This is a genomic window from Comamonas sp. UBA7840 (assembly GCF_002501455.1).
GTDB classification, from domain to species: Bacteria; Pseudomonadota; Gammaproteobacteria; order Burkholderiales; family Burkholderiaceae_C; genus Comamonas; species Comamonas jiangduensis.
In genome coordinates this window covers 196,975-211,929 of record NZ_DLTI01000026.1, presented here as the reverse complement: position 1 = coordinate 211,929, position 14,955 = coordinate 196,975, and the positions used below count along the sequence as shown (strand labels likewise).

Sequence of the window (14,955 nt, the reverse complement as noted above, 5' to 3'; positions counted from 1 at the left end):
CCCCCCTACCCAGGGCCGGGCGCGCTCCCTACAGTCGATCTTCCCTACGAGTGAGACTGCAAGGAGAGAGATTGATGGACACCGATGTTTTGGTCATCGGTGGTGGCAACGCCGCCCTGTGCGCCGCGCTGATGGCGCGCGAAGCAGGTGCCCGCGTGCTGCTGCTGGAGTCAGCCCCGCGCGCATGGCGCGGCGGCAACTCCGCCCACACCCGCAACCTGCGCTGCATGCACGATGCACCGCAGGATGTACTGGTGGAGGCCTACCCCGAAGAGGAATACTGGCAAGACCTGCTCAAAGTGACGGGGGGCATCACCAACGAGCACTTGGCGCGCATGGTGATCCGCGCCTCCTCCACCTGCCGTCACTGGATGCGCCAGCACGGCGTGCACTTTCAGCCCCCGCTGTCGGGCGCGCTACACGTGGCCCGCACCAATGCGTTCTTTATGGGTGGCGGCAAAGCACTGGTCAACGCCTACTACCGCAGTGCCGAGGCGCTGGGTGTGGAGGTGCGCTACGAATCGCCCGTAGATCGGCTAGAAATCGAGAATGGGGTGTTCAAAGCCGCCTATGTCAAAGGCCAGCGTATTAAGGCCAAGAGCTGTGTGCTGGCTGCGGGTGGCTTCGAATCGAACCGTGAATGGCTGCGCGAGGCATGGGGCCAGAACGAGCGCGGCGAATGGCCGGCCGACAATTTCATCATCCGTGGCACCGCCTTTAACAAAGGGGTGCTGCTCAAGCACCTGCTGGACGACCACAAGGTTGACGGCATTGGCGACCCCACCCAGGCCCACATGGTGGCGATTGATGCCCGCGCGCCGCTGTATGACGGCGGCATCTGCACCCGCATTGACTGCGTATCGCTGGGCGTGGTGGTCAACCGCGAGGCCGAGCGCTTTTACGACGAGGGCGAAGATTTCTGGCCCAAGCGCTACGCCATCTGGGGCCGCTTGGTGGCCCAGCAGCCTGGCCAAATTGCCTATTCGATCATAGACAGCAAGGCCATTGGCCGCTTTATGCCGCCCGTGTTCCCGGGTGTGAAGGCCGACAGCCTGCCCGAGCTGGCACAAAAGCTGGGCTTGGATGTAGACACCTTCATGCAAACCATGACCGCCTACAACAGCGCGTGCAAGGTGGGCAAGTTTGACCACACCGCGCTGGACGATTGCCACACCGAAGGCGTGGCGCCCGCAAAAACGCACTGGGCACGCCCCATCGATACTGGGCCGTTCTATGGCTACGCGCTGCGCCCCGGCGTCACGTTTACCTATCTGGGCTTGAAGGTGGATGACACCGCTGCCGTGCGCTTTGCCGACCAACCCAGCCGCAACCTTTTTGTGGCGGGCGAGATGATGGCTGGCAACGTACTGGGCAAGGGCTACACCGCAGGCGTGGGCATGTCGATTGGCACGGCCTTTGGGCGCATTGCAGGGCGCAATGCCGCACTGGCTGCAGCCGGCAAAGACGCCGAACACGGCGCTGTGAAAGACGAGGCTTAAGCCATGAGCATGCAATCTTTTGAAAAGCTGGGCCAGGAAGCCCAAGCGCTGGCATCCGGCACCAGCGGCAAAGTCATTCCCATCGTCCCCGTCAGCGATATGACGCAGGCCGAAGGTGAAGTGGCGCGCGTAATGCAAATTTGCAATGCCTGCCGCTACTGCGAAGGCTTTTGCGCCGTGTTCCCGGCCATGACGCGCCGTCTGGAATTTGGCAAGGCCGATGTGAACTATCTGGCCAACCTGTGCCACAACTGCGGCGCTTGCTTGCACGCTTGCCAATACGCGCCACCGCATGAGTTTGGTATCAATATCCCCAAGGCCATGGCCGAGGTGCGTGGCCAAACTTATGTGGACTACGCTTGGCCACCCGCTTTGGGCAAGCTGTACCAGCGCAATGGCCTGACGCTGTCACTGGCGCTCGTTGCCGCACTGAGCTTGTTCTTGGTGCTGGGCGCAGTGCTGCAAGGCGGCGGCTTGGGCGCACTGTGGGGCGCTGACTTGGGTGCCAACTTCTACAGCCTGTTCCCGCACAACCTGCTGGTGAGCATGTTTGCCCCCGTGTTTTTGTTTGTGGTGTTTGCGCTGTCCATGGGCGTGCGCCGCTTCTGGAAAGACATCAAGCCCGCCACCAGCGGTGCCGATGTCAGCGGTGCTGCAGCTACTGAGGCCACGGGCGATGTGCTACGCCTGAAGTATTTGGACGGCGGTCACGGTGATGGCTGCCACAACGAAGACGACGCCTACACCTTAAAGCGCCGTCGCGCCCACCACCTGACGTTCTACGGCTTCTTGCTGTGCTTTGCCGCGACATCGGTGGCCACGCTCTACCACTATGTGCTGAACCTGCCCGCGCCGTATGACTTACCCAGCCTGCCCAAGATTTTGGGCAGCGTGGGCGGCGTGATGCTCTCCGTGGGTACGGCAGGCCTGTGGTCTCTCAACCGCAAGCGCCACCCGCTGCACGGCGATGCAAAGCAAAAGCCGATGGACCTGGGCTTTATCGCCTTGCTGTTCTTGGTCGCTACCAGCGGTTTGGCGCTGTGGCTGGGCCGCGGCACACCCGCACTGGCTTTGCTGCTGTGCCTGCACTTGGGCGCGGTGATGGCCTTGTTTGTGACCTTGCCCTATGGCAAGTTTGCACACGGCATCTTCCGCACTGCAGCTTTGCTGCGCCACAACACTGAAAAGCGCCAGCCCAACCCTATCGGGCTGGGTGCTGACTGATTTCTTCCTGCGCATATCCATACCAACAAGGAGACCTTCGATGAAAAAGCGTACTTTGATACAGGCTGCAGTGATGGCCACAGCCGCCTTGGCTTTGGGCAGTCCTGCTGCGGCGCAGGATTTCCCGCCCAAGAAACCCGTCACCATGGTGGTGGGCTTTGCCGCCGGTGGCGCGGCCGACGCCGCTGCACGCCTGATTGCCAAGAAGCTGGGAGAGAACATCGGCCAGTCCGTGGTGGTGGAGAACAAGGGGGGCGCGGGCGGCAACATCGCCCACGGCCAAGTGGCGAATGCTGCCACCGATGGATCGGTGATCCTGTTCGGCTCGGTCGGCCCGCTGACCATTGCCCCACACCTGATGAAGCTGACCTACGACCCGTTCAAGGATCTGGCACCGCTGTCCGGCGGCGTCAACTTCCCGAACGTGCTGGTGGTGCACAAGGGTGCGGGGGTGAAGAACCTGAAGGAGTTTGTGGCGCTGGCCCAAAAGTCGCCCGGCAAGGTGGACTACGCCTCCACGGGCGCAGGTTCGGCCTCGCACTTGGCGGGCGAGCTGTTCAACCAGCGCGCCGGCGTGGAAATGGTGCACGTGCCCTACAAGGGCGGCGCGCCGGCACTGCAGGACTTGCTGGGCGAGCGCGTGACCAGCTACTTCGCTGCCCCGCCCACCGCCATGCCGCATGTGCAGACTGGCAAGCTGATCCCTTTGGCCACTACTGGCCTGACACGCCCGGCCTACATGCCGGACATTCCTACCGTGGCCGAAGCGGGTTACCCCGGTTTTGAAGCCCTGAACTGGTACGCATTTGTCGCGCCCAGCAAAACCCCCACGGCCATCCTGGACCGGTGGAACGTGGAAATCGTCAAGGCACTGAACGACGAGGGCGTGAAAAAGGCGCTGAACGACCATGGCCTGACCCCCCAGCCCACCACGCGCCAGGAACTGGCAGCGTTCATGAAAAAAGAATATGAGCAGTGGGGCCGCGTCGTACAAGAGCGCAAGCTCTCCGCCAACTGAGGCCGCACAGCACCAACTTCCTTCTTGACAGCCACCTTCGGGTGGCTTTTTTGCGCCCGCACAGGCACTGCAGCCGCACCGCCAGAAACCCGGCACGGGCGCTTTTTTACCAAGCCAGCGACAATATTGCCCCACCCTGCTGCCCAGCCGGGCTTTTGTTGTGCGACCCCGCGTGCCGCCGCCAATCTGCTAAATCTTCATGACTGCTCCTGACACCCGCGTGCTGTCGCTCATCCCGCCGATGACGCAGCTCAACACGCCCTACCCTTCTGCGCCTTATCTGACGGGCTTTCTGCGTTCGCGCGGTGTGGATGCGGTGCAGGAAGACCTGGCCCTGGCCCTGGTGCTCAAGCTGCTGTCGCGCGATGGCCTGGCGCAGATCATCGACCTGGTGCAGGCCCAGCACGACGCTGACCCCAGCCGCCTGTTCAGCCCTGCCGTGCAAAGCTTCATGGGCCAGCGCGACCAGTACCTGGCCACGGTGAACCGCGTCATCGCCTTTCTGCAAGGCAAGGACAGCACCCTGAGCCACCGCATCGTCAGCCGCGCCTGGCTGCCCGAGGGCCCACGCTTTGATGCGCTGGAGCACTACATGGACGATGGCTCGGGCGACCCCGTGGGCTGGGCCTTCGGTGCCCTGGGCCAGCAAGACCGTGCCAAGCACTACGCCACGCTGTACCTGAACGATCTGGCCGACGTGATCCGCGACGCGGCCGACCCGCGCTTTGAATTTGTGCGCTATGCCGAGTCGCTGTCAGGCAACCAGCCCACGTTCGATCCACTGGCCGATGCGCTGGCCGCCGCCCCCACCCTGGTCGATGACGCGCTGGCCGAGCTGACGCGCAAGGCCGTCTGGCGCCACCGCCCCACGGTGGTGCTGCTGTCCACGCCCTTCCCGGGTTCGGTCTATGCGGCCTTTCGCATTGCCCAGACCATCAAGGCCGAGTTTCCGCACATCACCCTGGTGCTGGGCGGCGGCTTTGTAAACACCGAGTTGCGCGAGCTGGCCGAGCCGCGCGTGTTTGACTACTTTGACTTCATCACGCTGGATGCAGGCGAGCGCCCGCTGCTGGCCCTGCTGGAGCACCTGCGCGGCGAGCGCGGCCGCTCGCGCCTGGTGCGCACCTTCGTGCGCAACGACGAGGGCGCGGTGCAGTACATCAATATGATGGAAGCCGACATCGCCTTTGCCGAGGTGGGCACCCCCACCTGGGATGGCTTGCCGATTCACGACTACCTGTCGCTGCTGGACATGCTCAACCCCATGCACCGCATGTGGAGCGACGGCCGCTGGAACAAGCTGACCATTGCCCACGGCTGCTACTGGAAGAAGTGCAGCTTCTGCGACGTCAGCCTGGACTACATCGGCCGCTATGAAGGCGCCAGCGCCACCGAGCTGGCCAACCGCATCGACGCCATCGTGGCCGAGACCGGCCAGACCGGCTTTCACTTTGTGGACGAGGCCGCGCCGCCCAAGGCGCTCAAGGCCCTGTCCCATGAGCTGATCGCGCGCGGCACCGACATCAGCTGGTGGGGCAACATCCGCTTCGAGAAAACCTTCAGCCCCGAGCTGGCCCAGCTGATGGCCGACAGCGGCTGCATCGCCGTATCGGGTGGGCTGGAAGTGGCCTCAGACCGGCTGCTCAACCTGATGAAAAAAGGCGTCAGCGTGGAACAGGTAGCGCGCGTGACCAAGGCGCTGACCGATGCGGGCATTTTGGTGCACGCCTACCTGATGTACGGTTTTCCCACGCAGACGGTGCAAGACACGGTGGATGCGCTGGAGTACGTGCGCCAGCTGTTTGAAAACGGCTGTATCCAAAGCGGCTTCTTTCACCGCTTTGCCTGCACCGTGCACTCGCCCGTGGGCCAAAACCCTGCCGAATACGGCGTGACCCTGCCCGAGTTGCCGCCCGCCACGTTTGCGCGCAACGACATCCCCTTCATCGACCCCACCGGCGTGGACCACGACGCGCTGGGCGTGGGGCTGAAGAAAGCCATCTACAACTTCATGCACGGCATTGGCGTGGAAGAAGACGTGCGCAACTGGTTTGACTTCAAAGTGCCCAAGCCCACCGTGCCGCGCAACAAGATTGCCAAGGCACTGGCCGCCAAGGGCTGGTAAACAGCATTAAAAATAAGAGCTGCTTGCGCTTGGAAAACAAGCTTTTCAGATATTTATGTACCTGAAGTGCTTGTAAAACAAGCGCCAGCAGCTATTAAAAAAAAGCCCGCAGTCTGCGGGCTTTTTTTTGGCGCCGGCCGCAGCGCAAGCACCCAGCTGTGCCGCGGCCGACAAGGGCCGATGCTTAGCCCTTGCGGCGGCGTGCAAGCAGCCAGCCCACCAAGGCCAGCAGAACCACCATGCCCACTGCCATGCCCGCGCGGGCCAGGGTCAGCAAGGTGGTGTCGGCACTTGCGGTGGCAGGGTCACGTAGCTGGGCCACTTGCTGCTTGGTCACCTTGGCATCGGGGTTGCCGTAGCTGGTCAGCAGATAGTTGCTCAATTCGGTCACTTGCTGGTCGCTCAACTCATGGGCAAAGCCGGGCATGACGGAGTCCGTGCCCACCCGGTGAATGCCGTGCAACACCACATTCACCAAGTTGTTGCTGTTGGCATGGCCCAGCGAGGTGTTGTGAAACAGCGCGGGCAGCCCGTCGCCATCACTGCCCTGGCCTTGCACCTGGTGGCAGCTGGCGCAGTAGCCGTCGTAGATTTGCGCGCCGGTCATGGCGTCGTAATCCTGGGGCAAGTCCACGCCGCGAATGCTATCCAGCGCATCCACAGGCTGGCCGAACTGGTCCGCGCCTTGCTTGACACGGCCATCGCCCACCGCGGGCACCGACTTGATGTAGACCGCAATCGCCTTCAAGTCTTCGGGTGTCAGGTGCTTGAGGCTGTGGTCAACCGCTTCGGCCATGGGGCCAGCCGCTGGGCCTTTGCCGGGCACGGGCTGGCCGCTCATGTACTGCACCAGCTCTTGCACCGTCCAGTTGCCAATCCCGCTTTGCGCATCCGAAGTGATGTTGGGCGCATACCAGCCGCCCACTTCACCACCGCCCAGACTGCGCTTGCTGTCTTCAGCCATCAGCGTTGTGCGTGGTGTGTGGCAGGTGGTGCAGTGCGCCAGCCCTTGGGACAGGTAGGCGCCACGGTTCCACTCCGGCGTTTGCGAGGCATCGGCCTGGTACGGTGTGACGTCGTGGAACAGCGCGTTCCACACACCCAGCGAGGCGCGAATGTTGAAGGGAAATGGCAGCGCCGTGGTGTGGGCCGGTGCTGCATCCACGGCTTCTACGCCCTGCATGAAGTAGGCGTACATGGCGGCAATGTCTTCGTCCGAAGTTTTGGCGTACTCGGTGTACGGCATGGCGGGGTACAGGTTGGCCCCGTCTGCACGTTTGCCGTGGCGCAATGCGTTGCTGAACTGCTCCAGCGTGTAGTTGCCAATACCGTGGGTTTTGGACGGTGTGATGTTGGTCGAGTAAATCGGCCCCAAGGGGCTGGCCAGCGCCAAGCCACCCGCCATGGGCTTGCCGCCCGGCGCCGTGTGGCAGGCCACGCAGTCACCCGCCGTGGCCAGGTAACGGCCGCGCTCAATGTGCTCGCTATCAGCAGCGAAGACCGAGGTGGATGCCAGCATCGCGGCAGCCAACCCCACAGATTGCATGAATGTTGTGCTCATGGTGTCAGTCCTCCCGCTTTAAACCGCTGGCGTCCACAAGGGCTGCAAAGGCTTAAAGCCAGCCAAGGTGTTGCTGCGCGGCAGCATGGCGGGTCCACCGTTTTCGGCAATCAGGTGCGCACCGGTGCGCAGCGCCACGGCAATGCCGTTGAGGGTGGAGTTGCAGGTGGATGAGGTGGGTAGCACACCGGTCGAGGCGAAATACAGGTTCTCGTGGTCCCACGCACGGCCAAACTCGTCACACACCGAAATTTTGCGGTCGGTGCCCATGCTGAGCGTGCCGCAGATGTGCTGGTTGTTGGCAAAGTTGTCGTCCTTGGTGTAGCGCAGGTTGCTGCCCCCCATCAGCTCGGCAATCTTGGCAAAGTCTTTTTGGGCGCGCTTGTGGCCCCGGAAGGTGTAGTCATCAATGCTGTAGTGCGCGCGCGGCTTGGGCAGGCCCACGCTGTCTTTTTCGTCCGCCAGGTCAATGCGGCGCTCTGGGTCGGGCAGGACTTCCAGCACGCTTTTCACGTTCATTTCGCGGGCCGCGGCGTGGCGCAGCTTTTCAGCGAATTCCTTGCCGTAAATACCGGCCTTGAGCAAGCCGGTGGTGGCACCATCCACGCGCGAGATGTTGGTGAAGTCCAGGCGGTAAGGCGAGTATTCACTGCGGAATGCCCCATCGCGCATGGCATTGATGGACACCGGGCTTTGCGGGCCACGGCCCAGCCAGACGTCTTCGTCGGCATCAAAGGTCAGCGAGGTGCTGGGGTGGTCCATCAGGTGGCGGCCCACCATGTCGTTGTCGTTGGCAATACCGTTTTTGAACTTGTCGCTCTTTGACAGCAGCAGCAGGCGCGGCGACTCAATGCCGTTGGAGGCCACAATAAAGGTCTTGCCCGTGACACGGTGCACGTTCTTGTCGGGATCGTAGTAATTGGCGGCGACGATGCGGCCCTGTGCATCGTGTTCCAGCTGGAACACATTGGCACGGGTTTGCAGCTTCACGCCTGCGGCCAGCGCCTGCTGCACGGCAATGCCGCCGTGGTATTGCGCATCAATCGGGCAAATGGGCTGGCAGCTGTTGTTGCCGCAACATGGCGGGCGGCCATCAAAATTGCGGCTGTTGCGGGCCACGGTGTTGCCCACCACCTCGAACGTGCCGGCCAAGCGCTCTTGCGCACGCTTCATGGCGTACGGCATGGCCACTTCCCCCATGGGGAAGGGTTTGCTGCGCGGCGAGCCTGTATGGGTCGAGCCGCCCACGCCCATGATTTCTTCGGCTTCTTGGTAGTAGGGCTCCAGGTCGTCGTAGTCAAACGGCCAGTCCACGCCTACGCCGTAGAGGCTTTTGATCTTGAAGTCACCCGGCACATTGCGCCAGGCGTGCGCCGCCCAGTGCCAGCTGGTGCCGCCCACCATGCGGATGTATTCGGCCTTGTAGGGGTAAGGGCCAGCCTGCACCAGATAGTTGTTGTCTTGCGGCTGGTAGATGGGGTGGGGAGCAGTGTCCAGCGATGGGTAGGGTGACATCCAGTCGCTGCGGCGGGCCGAGTTGCGAAAACGCCCCACGATTTCGCCACGCTTGACATGGGCACCCGCTTCGAGCATCAGTACCGAGGCGCCGGTTTTGGCCAACTTGGCCGCCAGCATGGCGCCGATGATGCCGGCGCCGACGATGACGTAGTCGGCAGAGAGTTTGTGAGAATCAGCCATGGGGATGGTGCTTCCTAAGCAGTTTTTTATGTAATGGGGTTCAAGACGCTTGTGTGCGGGCTGGCAGCTGTACGCAAGGCCGCGCTCAGGCCGGCACGGGAATACGCTGTAGGTTGAACGTGGTGGGGTTGGCCGTCCAGCTGCCATAGACGCCATACGCATAGGTCGGCGGCTTGAGCTTGTCGCTCACCGTTTGCGCATTCAGGGCAAATTCATAGGCCACCACACGGGTGCGGGGGCCACTGCCTGCAATGCCCAAATACCAAACTTGCATCACCTGGGCGGGCACGGCTACCAGCTCGGGCTTTTCAGCCTTCAAGCGGTCGTTTAACTGCTCCAGCGCGACGTTCTGGCTTTGAATCCAGCTCCACAGGGCGTCTGCCTGTGCGTTGAATTGGCCATCCAAAGCCTGCAGCGCAGCTTGCATGCGCGCGCCCAGCTTGGCGTTGAGGTCATTGCGGGCAGTCAGGTAGTGCGACAGCGCCATAAAGCTGCTGCTTGCAGCAGTGGCCGGTGCCGTGGCTGCCCAGGTCAGCGGGCTCAGCTGCACCACGCTTGCCGCCAGCGCACCACCCAAAAGGTGGCGGCGCTGCAGACCGAACGATGGAAATTGAGGGGTAGATGTCATGGTGGGACGTGGTTAGAGATAGACATGCACAACACCATCCATTGGCGCGCTACACCGCTGTCCAACGCCTAGGAAAGCACGATGCGTTGCACTTCCATTCAGCGCCATCCCAGTGCGCGATCTGGACTACAAGCACCATAAAAAAGAGCGGTGTGTCGGGGCTATCAGCCCGTCGACACACCGCCTGAGGGTGCTCGGTGAGACGCAAATGGCAGCGCCGGCCGTTGCGACAGCCAGCTGCAATGTTTGCACTTGCTCTCACTGTAAGTCTTATAGAAGATAAGAAAAATAGACCCAGCAGGAATGCTCTTTTACCTACGCCGTAATAATTGCACCCTTTTTTGACGTCCACTGCTGAGGTATTTGTGCTCGACCGTTTACACGCCATGAAGGTGTTTTTAGCCGTAGTGGATGAAGGTGGCTTTACGGCCGCGGCACGGCATTTGTCGATGACCGTGCCGCATGTCACCCGCCATATCGCGGCGCTGGAAACGCAACTGGGCACGCGGCTGCTGCAGCGCACCACGCGCAGCGTCAGCCTGACCGATTCGGGCGAGCGCTACGCTGCACGCGTGCGTGAAATTCTGGAGTCGGTCGAAGCCGCCGTCGCAGAGGCGCAAAGCACCACTAGCGCCTTGCAAGGCGTGCTGCGGATTGTGGCGGCCCCCGCGTTGACTGACGCGCTGATTGCCCCACTGGCTGCAGCGTTCAATCAGCAGTACCCCGGCATTGCGCTGGATGTGTACGTTGACCCGCAGCCCGTGCCCGACCTCAACCGCTACGACCTGGGCTTTTTGCAGGTGCCCGAAGGCTTTGACGCCGCCATCGTCGCGCGCACCCTCTCCACCTCTGAAGCCATTTTGTGCGCCTCCCCCAGCTATATCGCACGGCACGGAGCGCCTTCCACGCCGCAAGCGCTGGCCGAGCACCTGTGTGTGCTGCGCCGCACACCCCATCTACACCGCAACAGTTTTGCCCTGTGGCGCAGCCAGCAATCCACGCTGGAAGCGCCGGTGCACGAGATTGAGGTCAGGCCCTCCATCACCCTCAACCCAACGGCCAGCATCTTGCAAACCGTACTCGATGGTGCGGGCATTGCCACCTTCACCTACGACGCAGCGCGCCCCTTTCTAGAGCAAGGCATGCTGGAACAGGTGCTGCCCGGCTGGATCACCGCCCGCATGCGCGTGCTGGCGGGGCTGCCCAGCCGCAAGCACTTGCCACAGCGCACCCAGGCATTTCTGGACTTTGTGTTTGCCGCGCACAAGGCCGGAAAAATTGACCGCTGCTAGCCAGCGCAGATGCAGTCCACAAAAAAAACCATAGCTGCCAGCGCTTAATTGACAAGACATTCGCCTAAAAATACATGTGAAAACTTTGTATTTCAAGCGATAACAGCTATCAAAAAAAGTGTTTCATCCCCCCAAAAAAAGAGCCCGCTTCCAAGCGGGCTCCTGGGCATGCCAAGCCGTATTTTTTAAGGTGCAGCGGGTGCGGGAGCAGGTGCCAGCGCTGCAGGTGCAGCGCCCCCATCCACCGCGACGGAGGCTGTGTAGCCGTAGTGCATGCGCTCGGGCAGCACGCGGTTGACCCAGCCCCAACGCCACGCCAAAGCAGCCAGCACGACCAGCGCCAGCACGCCCACCACCCAGCGGGCTGTATGGCTTGCCGCAAATGGGTCATGCAGCATGTGCTTGGCATTGGCGGGCACCTTGGCCGTTTGCGACAGCGAGTTGCCCAGTTGCATATTGATCTTCATGCGGCCATTGATGGCCCAGCCGCTGGCATCCAAGATGGGGCCGAGGCTGCGCTCGCGCAGCTTCAGCCAGGCAATCAACATGCTGGGGCCAGAGATGGCCAAAATCAGGCCCATCAAACCCACAGGAATCCAAGGCCCCAGTTCCACAAACTTGCTGAAGATTCCCACCAGCACCGTGCTGATGGAGCCCAGCGCCACCCCAATGGCGGCCACAGTGCCGACATCCGTCTTCTTGGCCGGTGCAGCGGCTGCGGCAGCGGTGCCCGCCGGAGCCGTCACCAAGGCTGCGGCCTTGGCATTCAGGCCTTCGGTCACGCTGGCGTCTTTGGCAGCGGCGCGCTTGGCCACCTGCTCTTCAATCATGCGCACAAACTTTTTGTACGGCGAGAAGAAGGCCTGGCCAATGCTGGTGGGATTTTCAATCAGCTTGGTGATGGTGGCATCCCAGTCCTTGCCCTCACGGTCGTAGAACACACCGTTGCGGCCCACAAACAAAAAGTCCACATCGCCCGCCGTGAAGGCGGCCACGATGTGGCGCTTGTCGCCACCACGTTTGCATTCGCAGTACGCCAGATACACCTTGGCCATGCCAGCCAGCGTGGCGTGGGCTGCGGGGTTGGCCACATCCACCGTCAACTCACAGCTGCGGCCATCCAGGTACAACGTGCCGGCCTGAAAGGCAGCGCCTTGGCGGCTGTAGAACTGCGAGAACGAGACAAAGTTGTTGAGCAGCGCCAGCAAATCGCGCTGCAAGCGAATGAGCTTTTCCAGCGCCACGGCATGCTCGCTGTGCTGCTTTTCGTCTTCATCGTGCTGAATCATGTCTTGCAACTGCTGCTGCATGCCGCTGGCCAGCAAGGCTTGCGCTTCCTGCAGCCCCATCTCGCCCAGGGGCGACGCCGGGAAGGAGGCCAGCCACGCCTGGCAAGGCTGCAACTGCGCTTTCAGCTGCTCCCACTGCGCGGCGCTCAGGCTGTCCAGCTCCCCCAGCAAGGGGTGCACCGCGTGTTGTTGCAGCGCGGCCATGGCGGCTGCCCATGCCGGGTTCACGCCACTGCCTAAGGGCAGCACACCATCGGCCACCACGGTCGCCAAGGGCAAAGCCGCGATGGCTGCATCTTCCTTGCTGAGCACTTGCGTGCCCAGCGCGGCGTAGCCTTCTACGCTGGGGCTGATGGGCGCCAGCGCCTTGGCATCGAAAGCGGCCAAGCGCGTGCGGGCAAAAAAGTCTTCCACCTTCACCTGCACTGCATTCAGCGCTTGCACCGCCGCCACGGCCTGCGCTTCTGTCGGTAAGCTGCAGGTGTTGTTGCTGGCCAAGGTGTGCCAGTCGGCCAGCGACTGGACGTCGGTGAAAAAGTTGTCCAGCTGCGCGCGGCCCAGGCCGGGTTGCCCATCACAGCCCTGGGCGCTGCCATAAGCCTCCATGATGCGCGACACCAAGGCAGACAGCGCCGGCTGATCGCTCAAGGTGGCAGGGTTCAAAATGCCATCGCCATTGAAGGGCATGGCATTGAGTGAGGCCAGACGCCCCTGCACGTCCGCCAGCGATACACAGGCCGCGCCCTCTTGGCCGCTCAGCGCCAAAATGCGCCGTGCTTCATCGGCCAAGGCCTGGCCCTGCTCGGTACTTTCGTTGATGCTGGCCAGCTGCAGCACATCCGAGCCCGAGGTCAGCACATCCGGGTCATTGACCATGGATACCGCCCACTCGCAGGCCTGCACCAGCTCAGGCGCGCGAATGCGGCCATCGGCGTCTTGGTCGATCAAGTCCAGCGTGGCACTGTCAAACTCAATACCCCGGGTGGGGCAGGCCAGGGCCACCCACAACTTTTGGTCCAGCTGGCCAATGTTGGCGATATCGGCACCGGTGCGAATCTGAACCTGATCCACCCCTCCCGCACGGAAAAACTGCCACTGATGTTGTTGCATGAATGTGTTGTGAGAGCCTGTTGGTGGGCATGCAAGAGCGAACCGCCCGCACCCCATGAAAGCCGCCTAGTGTAAAAGCGCCCCCAGGCAGCAATCGGCGAAAACACCGCGCCCAAGCGTGTATGAGAAGTTACACACATTCTTTGACAATCTGCGGGGCATGCCAAAATGCGCCGCATGCCTGCGACGCCCTCACGCTCTAACGCTTTCACACCGCCGCCCAGCTCTGGGGAAACCGGCATCATGCCCGACCTGTACCGCCTCAGCGTTGGCCCGCTCAACGCCGCGTACTACCAGCAGCAGTTCAGTCGTTTTGAAACTTTGGGCAAAGCCGTTCCCTCCTGGAACCATGGCGCCGCTTTCTTTACCCTGGCATGGCTGGTGCTGCGCAAGCTGTGGCGCCCGGCAGGCATCTATGCCGGCGTAGTGCTCGCGCTGGTACTGCTGTGGGCTTTCGGCCTGCACGCGCGCGTGCCCGTGGCAATGGAAGCTGCTGGCTGTTTATTCACCCTGGGGCTGCTGTGCGTGGTGCCGGGTTTTTTGGCCAATGGCTGGTACTACCAGCAAGTGCGCAGCCAAACCCTGTCCACCTTGACTGCGGCCAGCTCCATTGCCCAAGCACGCGCCAAGCTGGGGCATGGCGCACCCAACAAAGCGCGCCTGTACCGGGTCGCCGCCGTGCAAGCGCTGGGCAGTGTGGCATTCGCTGCACTGGTCTACAGCCAGTGGGACCACGCGAGCCGTGGTGCGCCCTCTACCCCTGCACCATCTGGCCCGCCTGATTTGGTGATCCCCCAGGTATCCAGTCTGTACAGCCCTGCCCCCAGTGCGCCCTGGATGGAGCCTGTGCTGCCGCAAGCTGTAGCAACACCGGTGTCGACCTCCATGGCTGACAAGGCCGCCTTGCCAGAAGCTTTGCCCGCCGTGCAGCCAACCCCTTTGCCTGAAGCACGCACCGCTGCGCCCCCAGAACCCGACACACTAGCAGCACCGCTGGCCGCTGCCGCCACTACTGCCGCAACAGCTTCAGCCGCAGCCAGTGCGCCGCCCATTCCTGCAACGGTGCCTGCGCCATCTTCGGCGGCCCCCCCACCTGCTGCAACCCGCAAAACTGCGCCCAAGCAGCCTGCACCCCCTGCAGCCCCACCGTCCGCGCCAAAACCCACCACCAAAGCGGCTGCTTACAGCAAAACCAAAGCAGCAGCAGAGCCTGCACCTGCAGCACCTGGCCGCCTGATTCCTGGCAAGTACTACCTCAACGCAGGCGTGTATGCCCAAAGTGCGAATGTGGATCGCGCGGCCAAACAGCTGCAAGCGCTCAAGCTCAACCCCTTGCGCCAAGCCATCAGCAGCAGCAAAGGCGATCTCACCCGCTTGCGCATCGGACCTTTTGACACGCGCAAACAGGCAGAGCAAGCAGCGGCCAAAGCCAAAAAACTGCGCATGGATACCACCGTGTTCCAGCAACCCAAGCAGTAACCACGAAACAATCCGTCACACACCCAACATCA

10 protein-coding genes are annotated in these 14,955 nt (G+C 62.3%); 6 read left to right on the top strand and 4 right to left on the bottom strand.

Going from position 1 to position 14,955, the window contains the following annotated elements; all coding sequences use genetic code 11:
- Positions 1–74: 74 nt before the first annotated feature.
- From tcuA to B3R00_RS10395, 4 genes are all read left to right on the top strand, one after another.
- Positions 75–1,499 carry an FAD-dependent tricarballylate dehydrogenase TcuA gene (gene tcuA, locus B3R00_RS10410; protein ID WP_286998948.1) on the top strand — a complete coding sequence of 475 codons (1,425 nt, stop codon included), beginning with the start codon at positions 75–77 and terminating at the stop codon, positions 1,497–1,499.
- 3 nt (positions 1,500–1,502) lie between these two features.
- Positions 1,503–2,723: a tricarballylate utilization 4Fe-4S protein TcuB gene (gene tcuB / locus B3R00_RS10405; RefSeq protein ID WP_376747692.1), complete on the top strand. Its 1,221-nt coding sequence runs from the start codon at positions 1,503–1,505 to the stop codon at positions 2,721–2,723.
- Between the two features lie 40 nt (positions 2,724–2,763).
- The gene (locus tag B3R00_RS10400) at positions 2,764–3,741 is read left to right on the top strand and encodes a Bug family tripartite tricarboxylate transporter substrate binding protein (protein ID WP_286998947.1); all 978 of its coding nucleotides are present in this window, start codon (positions 2,764–2,766) and stop codon (positions 3,739–3,741) included.
- Positions 3,742–3,940: 199 nt separating this feature from the next.
- The gene (locus tag B3R00_RS10395; RefSeq protein WP_286998946.1) at positions 3,941–5,866 is read left to right on the top strand and encodes a B12-binding domain-containing radical SAM protein; all 1,926 of its coding nucleotides are present in this window, start codon (positions 3,941–3,943) and stop codon (positions 5,864–5,866) included.
- Between the two features lie 184 nt (positions 5,867–6,050).
- Here B3R00_RS10395 and B3R00_RS10390 read toward each other — a convergent pair whose 3' ends face one another.
- The 3 genes from B3R00_RS10390 to B3R00_RS10380 form a co-directional block, all read right to left on the bottom strand.
- Positions 6,051–7,427: a cytochrome c gene (locus tag B3R00_RS10390; protein ID WP_286998945.1), complete on the bottom strand. Its 1,377-nt coding sequence runs from the start codon at positions 7,425–7,427 to the stop codon at positions 6,051–6,053.
- Between the two features lie 18 nt (positions 7,428–7,445).
- Positions 7,446–9,125, bottom strand: a complete 1,680-nt coding sequence (locus B3R00_RS10385; RefSeq protein WP_286998944.1) for a GMC family oxidoreductase — start codon at positions 9,123–9,125, stop codon at positions 7,446–7,448.
- 85 nt (positions 9,126–9,210) lie between these two features.
- The gene (locus tag B3R00_RS10380) at positions 9,211–9,753 is read right to left on the bottom strand and encodes a sugar dehydrogenase complex small subunit (RefSeq protein WP_286998943.1); all 543 of its coding nucleotides are present in this window, start codon (positions 9,751–9,753) and stop codon (positions 9,211–9,213) included.
- 386 nt (positions 9,754–10,139) lie between these two features.
- On the opposite strand from B3R00_RS10380, the gene B3R00_RS10375 reads away from it, so the two are divergent.
- A complete protein-coding gene (locus tag B3R00_RS10375; RefSeq protein ID WP_286998942.1) occupies positions 10,140–11,045 on the top strand; it encodes a LysR family transcriptional regulator in 906 nt (301 codons plus the stop codon).
- A gap of 185 nt (positions 11,046–11,230) precedes the next feature.
- Here the strand turns inward: B3R00_RS10375 and B3R00_RS10370 are convergent, their stop codons facing one another.
- Positions 11,231–13,444: a hypothetical protein gene (locus B3R00_RS10370; protein ID WP_286998941.1), complete on the bottom strand. Its 2,214-nt coding sequence runs from the start codon at positions 13,442–13,444 to the stop codon at positions 11,231–11,233.
- Between the two features lie 177 nt (positions 13,445–13,621).
- Here B3R00_RS10370 and B3R00_RS10365 point away from each other — a divergent pair, with 177 nt between their 5' ends.
- Positions 13,622–14,923, top strand: a complete 1,302-nt coding sequence (locus B3R00_RS10365) for an SPOR domain-containing protein (RefSeq protein WP_286998940.1) — start codon at positions 13,622–13,624, stop codon at positions 14,921–14,923.
- The last annotated feature ends 32 nt before the right edge of the window (positions 14,924–14,955 follow it).